The 7,543-nt window shown below is 64.3% G+C and carries 9 protein-coding genes; 2 read left to right on the forward strand and 7 right to left on the reverse strand.

Annotation, left to right across the window (positions count from 1 at the left end):
• Positions 1-54: 54 nt before the first annotated feature.
• Genes TX78_RS01065 through clpS form a run of 7 tightly spaced genes read right to left on the reverse strand, consistent with a single transcriptional unit; the run spans position 55 to position 5,304 of the window.
• Positions 55-1,164: an exonuclease domain-containing protein gene (locus TX78_RS01065; protein ID WP_044492875.1), complete on the reverse strand. Its 1,110-nt coding sequence runs from the start codon at positions 1,162-1,164 to the stop codon at positions 55-57.
• Positions 1,161-1,793, reverse strand: coding sequence for an RdgB/HAM1 family non-canonical purine NTP pyrophosphatase (gene rdgB, locus TX78_RS01070; protein ID WP_044492876.1), 633 nt, complete (start codon positions 1,791-1,793; stop codon positions 1,161-1,163). Before rdgB ends, TX78_RS01065 begins: the two co-directional genes overlap by 4 nt.
• Positions 1,790-2,530: a ribonuclease PH gene (gene rph / locus TX78_RS01075; RefSeq protein ID WP_044492878.1), complete on the reverse strand. Its 741-nt coding sequence runs from the start codon at positions 2,528-2,530 to the stop codon at positions 1,790-1,792. The genes rdgB and rph overlap by 4 nt, the downstream gene beginning before the upstream one ends.
• Positions 2,531-2,583: 53 nt before the next feature.
• The gene (locus TX78_RS01080) at positions 2,584-3,369 is read right to left on the reverse strand and encodes an MBL fold metallo-hydrolase (RefSeq protein ID WP_044492880.1); all 786 of its coding nucleotides are present in this window, start codon (positions 3,367-3,369) and stop codon (positions 2,584-2,586) included.
• The gene (gene murI, locus TX78_RS01085; RefSeq protein ID WP_044492881.1) at positions 3,366-4,295 is read right to left on the reverse strand and encodes a glutamate racemase; all 930 of its coding nucleotides are present in this window, start codon (positions 4,293-4,295) and stop codon (positions 3,366-3,368) included. The genes TX78_RS01080 and murI overlap by 4 nt, the downstream gene beginning before the upstream one ends.
• Positions 4,292-4,990, reverse strand: a complete 699-nt coding sequence (locus tag TX78_RS01090; RefSeq protein WP_044492883.1) for a DUF2017 family protein — start codon at positions 4,988-4,990, stop codon at positions 4,292-4,294. The genes murI and TX78_RS01090 overlap by 4 nt, the downstream gene beginning before the upstream one ends.
• A gap of 5 nt (positions 4,991-4,995) precedes the next feature.
• Positions 4,996-5,304 (reverse strand): ATP-dependent Clp protease adapter ClpS, encoded by a 309-nt coding sequence (gene clpS / locus TX78_RS01095; protein ID WP_044492885.1) that lies wholly within the window; start codon positions 5,302-5,304, stop codon positions 4,996-4,998.
• A gap of 281 nt (positions 5,305-5,585) precedes the next feature.
• On the opposite strand from clpS, the gene TX78_RS01100 reads away from it, so the two are divergent.
• Together TX78_RS01100 and TX78_RS01105 are read left to right on the forward strand one after the other, a co-directional pair.
• Positions 5,586-6,845 carry a nicotinate phosphoribosyltransferase gene (locus tag TX78_RS01100; protein ID WP_233722138.1) on the forward strand — a complete coding sequence of 420 codons (1,260 nt, stop codon included), beginning with the start codon at positions 5,586-5,588 and terminating at the stop codon, positions 6,843-6,845.
• A 25-nt stretch (positions 6,846-6,870) separates the two neighbouring features.
• Positions 6,871-7,515, forward strand: a complete 645-nt coding sequence (locus TX78_RS01105) for a nicotinamidase (protein ID WP_044492887.1) — start codon at positions 6,871-6,873, stop codon at positions 7,513-7,515.
• Positions 7,516-7,543: the final 28 nt, after the last annotated feature.

The following is a 7,543-nucleotide window of genomic DNA, read 5'->3' on the forward strand; positions in this document are numbered from 1 at the left end:
TGTCGGACCTGCTGAGCGTGGTGGTGGAGGATCTGGCCGACCGCAGGGAGACCGTCACCGCGCCGCGCTGAGGGCCGCGGGCACCAGGTGCTGCGGCCATGCAGACCCCAGCGTCTGGCGGAAGTCAGCTTCGCTGAAGATCTGAATGTTCTGTCCTGCGGCCCTGCGGCGCAGCGCTTCGCGTGCTTTGCGCGCAGTCAGCGGCGGGGATGGTTCCGCCATCTCTAGGTCAGCATGTTCATAGCCGTCGCCGATCACTAACAGCGTGGTCCCCGCGGTCACCCGCGAGGACGTCAATGCCCCGTGGTCGGCGGCCAGTTGCTTGGCATCCGGGCGGGGAATCGCCAGATTGCCGGTAAAGACGATCTGCTGGCCGAACAGCGGGTGCTGGGGATCAGCATCTGCCCGCGGCAGCGGGTTCCGCCCTTCATCCTGCCAGCGCATCAGATCCGGCAGGCTGCTGGGATCGATTCCGGGAACCCGGGAGTCGAAGAGATGCGCATAGGCGCGCACCTGGCGGGTCGCTCGGGATTCATAGCGGCGCTGGCCGGTCCAGGGTTCAAGTTCTTCGGCCTCGATCTGGTTGGAGCTGAAGAGCTCGTGGAGATTGCTGATCCCGCGCCGTCGGGAAATATCAACGACGACGGCGGCTGCCGCCCGAGCATCCTCGAGCGCCCAGTGATGGTGTTGCAGATCAAATCCGGCTTCTGCTGCAGCGTGCGGCAGTGCGTGCGAGGCCAGATTGTAGTTGGCCCGGGAGAGCCGCACCGAGCACAGGCAGCGCAGCCCCGGGGAGTCCATTCCGGATACTTCCAGGGCGGCTTCGAAGACTTCGATGTCGAAGCTCGCGTTATGCGCCACCAGGGTGTCCTCGCCGATGAACTCCATCATCGCTGCGAAATGATCGGCGAATCGCCCGGCGCTGCGCGCCTGGGCTTCGGTGATTCCGTGGATGGACACGTTCCGAGGATCGAAACGGTCGAAACCCTCTGGCGGGCGCATTGTGGTGTAGAAGGAGTCCACTTCTTGACCGTTGCGGACCTTCACCAGGCCCACTGCACAGGGCGAGCCGCGGAAGCCGTTGGCGGTTTCAAAATCGACTGCGGTGAAGCTGGGACCCTGGTGAGCCTCAAGGTCCTGTGGGGTACTGCCGGCCTGAGTCACGCGGCCAGCGCCTCCACAATATGAGGTACCAGCGCGGTGAAGGCTTTACCTCGGTGGGAGATGGCATTCTTCTCTGCCATGCTCAGCTGCGCGCAGGATCGGGTCTCTCCCACTGGCTGCAGTATGGGGTCGTAGCCGAAGCCACCCTCACCAGCTTCAGCAGTGAGCAGGGTGCCTTCCAAGCGTCCTTCCGCGGTGAACTCCTGACCATCCGCGGTGACCAGGGAGGCCACGCAGATGAACACAGCAGAGCGGTGTTCCGGGCCGATATCGGCCAGCTGCTGCAACAGCAGCCGTCGGTTGTTCTCATCACTGGCCTGCTGCCCGGCCCAACGGGCCGAGAAGATCCCCGGAGCTCCGCCGAGAACCTCAACCGCCAGGCCGGAATCATCGGCCACCGCCGCCAGTCCGGTCTGCGCGGCGACGGCGCGGGCCTTCAGCAGGGAGTTCTCACGGAAGGTCACACCGGTCTCTGGGACATCGGAGCATCCTGCAGTGGCAGCATCAACAACTGCTGCCGCCGGGTCGAAGCCGCTGAGTCCCTGCAGCTGCGGCTGGGCTGCCAGCAGCGCGCGAAACTCCCGGACTTTGCCCTGATTATGAGTGGCCAGCACTATGCGGTGGTTCATGAGGAAAGCGCCCCGCGCTGAATCTGAGCCAGCTGGTCAGTGCCGGTCAGGGCAAGATCGAGCAGCTCATTGAGCTGATCGCGTGAGAAGGGGGTGCCCTCAGCGGTGCCCTGGACTTCCACGAAGTCGCCGGACCCGGTGACCACCACGTTCATATCAGTGCCGGCAGTGGAGTCCTCGGTATAGGGCAGGTCCAGTACCGCGGTGCCATCGGGCAGCACTCCCACGGAGACTGCCGCCACAGAGTCAGTCAGTACCTCAGCGCGCTTGGCGATATGGCGCTCACCGCGCGCCCATTCCACCGCGTCGGCCAGGGCCACAAAAGCACCGGTGATAGCGGCAGTACGTGTGCCGCCGTCGGCCTGAAGCACATCACAGTCCAGGGTGATCATGTTCTCCCCGAGGGCTTTCATATCCACCACGGCACGAAGTGAACGGCCGATCAGCCGGGAGATCTCGTGAGTGCGTCCACCGATTTTACCCTTGACCGACTCCCGGGAATTGCGGGTGTTGGTAGCACGCGGGAGCATCGCGTACTCGGCGGTGACCCACCCGGTGCCCTGTCCGCGCATCCAGCGCGGCACATCGGATTCAAAGCTCGCGGTGCACAGCACACGGGTGTTGCCGAATTCGATCAGCGCGGAGCCCTCGGCATGCGAGGACCAGCCCCTGGTGATGGACACCTCTCGCAGCTGATCCACGGCACGGCCGTCGGCACGGATGTAGTTCTCGGACACAAATACTCCTTCGCACTTCGGCCGGGTGTGATGGTCTAGCCCCGGCCTAACCCTCAAATGTCGTACGTGACCCCTGAGACGGCCACTGCCAGGTCGCCGTCGTACTCCCGTGCCGCATAGGCCATCAGCACCTGATGGTCTGTCCAGACGGGGATATGGGTCAGCAGCAGCCGCTTGGCCCCTGCCTGTGTACCGGCGGCACCGGCACGTGAACCATTCAGATGCACCCCTTCGAGGTGGTCGTCGCGGCCATCTTCGAAAGCCGCCTCGCACAGAAACAAGTCGGAGTCCCTGGCCGCCTCCACCAGTCCCTCACAGGCGTCGGTATCCCCAGAGTAGGCCACCGTGGTGACACGCCCGTCGTCCTCGGTGCACTCCACGCGCAGTGCGTAGGGCTCGGCCACAGGATGGCGGACCGGAACCGGAGTGATCCGGAAGGGGCCGATCTCCACCGGCACACGAGGCTGCCAGGTATTGAAGTGGAAGTCAGGGTGCATGCCCGGATCCGGATCCATGTCATAGGCTGCGGCGATACGCTCATCAGTTCCGCTGGGACCGTATACCGGAATCCGCTCCGCAGGCCAGCCGCCGGGCCGCCAGCGCACGGCCACATGCAGACCGCAGAGATCCATATAGTGATCCGGGTGCAGGTGGGACAGACAGACGGCGTCGAGAGTCTCCAAGGCGATGTGCTGCTGCAGGGCGCCGAGAGCGCCGCTGCCCAGATCCAGGATGATCCTCCAGGTACGACCCTGATACTCCGCCGTGAGCAGATAACACGACGCCGGAGACTGCGGTCCTGGGAAGGATCCGCTGCATCCGATGATCGTCAACCTCATAGATGATCCAGCCTTACGCTCTGCGGCGAGCCTCGGTTCGCTCCGGCAAGCATAGCGGGGGTGATTCGCTGGATCACACCAGTGGGGTAAGTCTCTGTCACATGAGCGACTTGCTCGACGCTGTCGACCTCGGGACCCAGGAAGCGCTGAGCCAGGCGCTGGAACTGATCGGCGTCCCCGGTGGAGAGGAAGGTCCGGGTGGCAGCGGCCTTGAGGTCCTCGCCCGTGCTCTGCCGGAGCAGGTCCTCTCTGGTGAGCGCACGGTAGAGGTCTTTCGCGGTCTCCTCAGCGGAGGAGACCAAGGTGATGTCCTCCCCCATCACATAGGAGAGCACCCCGGTCAGCAGCGGATAGTGGGTGCAGCCCAGCACTAGGGTGTCCACTCCGGCGGCTTTCAACGGGGCCACGTACTCCTCGGCCGCTGACAGAAGCTGGGGACCGGAGGTGATGCCGCGCTCTACGAAATCTACAAACCGCGGGCAGGCCGCTGAGGAAATCTGCAGCTGAGGAGCTGCCGCGAAGGTGTCCTCATAGGCACGAGAACCGATGGTGGCCTGGGTGCCGATGACCCCGATCCGACCGTTGCGGGTGGCAGCCACTGCCCGGCGCACTGCCGGCTGAATCACCTCGACAACGGGAATCCCATAGCGCTGGGTATAGCGCTCTCGAGCATCGCGCAGCACTGCGGCGGAGGCGGAGTTGCAGGCGATGACCAGTGCTTTGACACCGTTTTCCACCAGTTCGTCCATGATCCCCAGCGCGTGGGCACGAACCCGGGCGATAGGCAGCGGCCCATAAGGACCGTGTGCGGTGTCTCCGATATAGATGATGGACTCATCCGGTAGCTGGTCCAGGACGGCGCGGGCTACGGTGAGCCCACCGACGCCGGAGTCAAAGATCCCGATCGGTGCACTGACCTGCTTCACTCGGCACCTTCCTCAGCACTGCCGATCTCGTCACCATCGTCGGGCAGCAGCTCAAGCATCGCTGAGAACAGTGTCTCCTGCAGCCAGGTGGTGAAGGCATATACCTCGGCCATGAACTGTTCGGTAGTTGCTGCCTGCGAAGTGCCGGCCATCTGGTGGATCTGTTCAGCGTCGGCCTCATCTTCGATACCTAAGCGTGTGGCCAGGGTCAGCCGGACATCGTTGAGGGCGCGGCCGAAGATCGGGGCCTGCTCTTCGGTCAACGTGACGGGATCTGATTCCAGCAGCATGCGTGCAGTCCGCAGGTCAGCGAGCTTGGACTCCCTTAAAGACGCTTCGGTGAGCCTGCGCAGCTGCGCCGCTTCCTGGGGGTCTTCAGCGGCTTCGGGCAACAGCCGCGCCAAGACCGGATCCTCCGGTGCTGATAGACCGGCAGGCTCAGCCTCCTGGGCGGCCGCTGAATCGTCAAGACCGACCCCGAGCCCGGCAAGCTCTCGGCGAAAGTGGGCGAAGACGTCATCACCGGCAGCCGAACCCTGGTCTGCTGCGCTTTCGGCCGCGCCGTCGGTAATCTGCTCGCCGCGACGTTCCAGCAGGGAGATGACATCGGCGCAGAGCTGCGAGATCAGCCGCCGTTCATGGGCCTCGAGGTCTGCCTTATAGCCACGGGTGGTCGCCCGGAATGCACGTGCCACTTAGGTCAGGCCTCTTCCAGGGTGGCCTGCAGCCCGTAGTTATGCATGGCGGTCACGTCACGCTCCGCCTTTTCCTTGGGGCCTGTGGCCACCACCGCACGGCCATCATGGTGGACTTCGAGCATGAGCTTATGGGCGCGTTCCTTGGAGTGGCCGAAGTAGCTGCGGAAGACCCATGCCACATAGGACATCAGGTTCACCGGGTCGTTCCACACCACCACGTTGTAGGGACGCTGGGCAGCGAGCATGCCGCGAAGCTGGGTGTCGAGGTCAGTATCCTCGCGAGTGAGCGTGGATCCATGGGCTGAACTCATAGCTGCCATTCTACGGCGGTGGAGGTCTCCAGCGCGCCGCCCTGTGCGCTGCACTGGGCCACCACGCTGGGTCGCAGCGTCCTGGGCCGCACCCGCCAACAGCCCCGAGCCCCGGTATTCGTGGTGAGCAGCCTGCTGCGGACCTAGGATGGGTGACGATGAACACCTCAGACTCTGCCCAGCGCTCTGCTAGTACCGTCCGGCACGACCCTGATACTGCCAGCCACTCATCGGCCCCGCTGCTTTCCACCTCACTGCTGACCGATCAGTATGAACTGACTATGGTGCAGGCGGCCCTGCGCTCGGGTGCAGCGCACCGGCGGTGTGTCTTTGAGGTATTTACTCGGCGCCTTCCGGAGGGCCGGCGATACGGCGTGGTGGCTGGTACCGGGCGGGTGCTGGAGGGTCTGGAGAAGTTCCGCTTCGGCGATGCCGAGCTGGGCTTCCTGCGTGAGCGCGGAGTTCTGGATGAGCAGACGCTGGACTACCTGGCGGACTACCGCTTCACCGGGACCATGCACGGTTATGTCGAGGGCGAGGTTTATCTGCCGCACTCCCCCATCCTGCGCGTGGAGGCCAGTTTCGCGCAGGCCTGTGTCCTGGAGACTTTTGTGCTCTCAGTGCTCAATCATGATTCGGCCATTGCCTCTGCTGCCTCCCGCATGGTGATGGCCGCTGATGGCCGCCCGTGCGTGGAGATGGGATCACGCCGCACCAATGAAGGCTCCGCTGTGGCCGCAGCCAGGGCCGCGGCAGTGGCCGGTTTCAGTGCGACCTCGAACCTCGAGGCCGGACGCCGGTTCGGCATCCCCACCCTGGGTACCGCCGCTCATGCCTTCACGCTGCTGCATGATTCCGAGGAAGAGGCCTTCGCCGCCCAGGTGGAGGCCTTCGGACCGGGGACAACTCTGCTGGTGGACACCTATGATGTGGAGACAGCGGTGCGTTCGGCGGTGAAGATTGCCGGGCCGAAGCTAGGAGCCGTGCGGCTGGATTCCGGCGATCTGGTCGAGCAGGCTCACAGTGTGCGTGCACTGTTGGATTCCCTGGGCAATCGGGAGACCCGCATCATCGTGTCCTCTGATCTGGATGAGCACGCCATCGCCCGGCTTGCTGCAGCCCCGGTGGACTCCTACGGGGTGGGGACCCGCCTGGTGACCGGCTCGGGTGCGCCCACCGCTTCGATGGTCTACAAGCTGGTGGAGCGCGACGACGACGCCGGCAACCCGGTAGCGGTGGCCAAGGCGAGCACCGGCAAGACCAGCCATGGAGGTGCCAAGCAGGTGCTGCGCAGCATTGATGACCATGGACGAGCTGAAGCTGAGGTCATTGCCTCGGTCGGTTCTCCCGAGGAAGCCGGCTATATGGGCCGCGCCCTGCAGGTGCCGTTGGTGATCGATGGGGTGGTTCAGCCCGGCTTCACCGGCGCGGAGGGTGTGCAGCGTGCCCAGCAGCGGCATCAAGAATCGGTGGCGGAGCTGCCCGCCGATGCGCATCGGCTTTCTGCGGGCGAGCCGGTGATCCCCACTGTTTTCCTCTGAGTGCTTGAGTCCATAGACTGCTCTTATGGCTGAGGCGCTCATTATTGTTGATGTTCAGAACGATTTCTGCGAAGGCGGGACTCTGGCCGTCACCGGCGGTGCTCAGGTCGCGGCTGAGATCAGCGAGTTCCTAGAGGACAACCACGCCGAATACGACGCGATCGTGGCCACCCAGGACTGGCATATTGACCCGGGTAAGCACTTTGCAGAGTCCCCGGACTTCCAGACCAGCTGGCCGGTTCACTGCGTGGCTGGCACCCCCGGAGCTGAGCTGCACCCGGATCTGGATACTGACCACATCGAGGCGCGCTTCCTCAAGGGCCTCTACGACGACGGCTACTCAGGTTTCGAAGGACGCCTCGGGGAGCCCGAGCGGGTGGGCATCTTGGAGGGCGAGAAGGGCATCAGAGTGGAGCCGGGCGACGTCGTTTCCTCCACTGCGCCGGATCTGGACAGCTGGCTGCGTAGCCAGGACATTGACGCTGTCACCATTGTGGGAATCGCCACCGATCACTGCGTGCGCGCCACGGCACTTGATGCTGCGGAGAATGACTACCGGGTGCGGGTTATCACGGATCTGACGGCAGCTGTGGACAAAGACCAGCTGGAGGAGACATACGAGGAACTGCGCGAGGCTGGCGTGGAGCTGCTGATCCTCGAGGACCTGTAGCCAGCGTGTCTCCCACGCCCGGGGTTTG

It is taken from the genome of Nesterenkonia massiliensis, assembly GCF_000455245.1.
Lineage (GTDB): Bacteria > Actinomycetota > Actinomycetes > Actinomycetales > Micrococcaceae > Nesterenkonia > Nesterenkonia rhizosphaerae.